The organism is Vibrio sp. YT-19(2023) (assembly GCF_033337395.1).
In genome coordinates this window covers 1-621 of sequence record NZ_JAWOQN010000705.1, presented here as the reverse complement: position 1 = coordinate 621, position 621 = coordinate 1, and the positions used below count along the sequence as shown (strand labels likewise).

Here is a 621-nt window from a genome sequence, read left to right as displayed (position 1 = left end):
GAGCGTTGTGGCTTACATACTGCCAGTTATTTCTAAAGTTGCACGCACTTTAGAAGCGACACAAGGGAAGATCATAATTACCGGGCATACCGATGACCGTCCGATATTTACCAGCAAGTACCCATCCAATTGGCACTTGTCTTTAGCTCGGGCAACTTCTCTTTCCGAACAGTTAATCTCCAACAGTGCACTTAAAGGAAGAGTGATTCCTGAAGGGTTGGGTGATGCGAGACCTTTGGTAGAAAATGATAGTGAAAAGAACCGAGCAATGAATCGTCGAATTGAAATCGATCTTATTGTGGGCAACTAACGGTTGGGCAAGGAAATGAGTATTAAAGAAATAGGCAGAGTATTTACCCAAAGATGGTTTCTTGGTTTAGTCGGTTTAGCCGCGTGCTCCATTTTTATTTGGGTTGTGGGTCCTCTGATCACGGTTGCAGGTTACGAGCCGCTTAAAAGTGATTTTCAACGTTTAGTTACGATCTTAGTGATTGTTTTTGCTTGGGCGCTTATCAACTTAACAAAGCAGCACAAACAGAAAGTTAGAGAAGACGAAAGTATTCAGACGTTGCTTGAAGTAGACAGTCAATCAGACAAAGAAGCCGCCAGTGAAATTGACGT

At 42.8% G+C, this 621-nt stretch carries 2 protein-coding genes; both read left to right on the top strand.

The features are described 5' to 3' along the window. Positions 1 to 310: OmpA family protein (locus R7E78_RS27995; RefSeq protein WP_318058870.1), on the top strand; the 310-nt coding region annotated here is incomplete at its 5' end. A gap of 15 nt (positions 311 to 325) precedes the next feature. Beyond that, positions 326 to 621, top strand: a 296-nt coding sequence (locus R7E78_RS27990; protein ID WP_318058869.1) for a hypothetical protein, incomplete at its 3' end; no start/stop codon positions are given.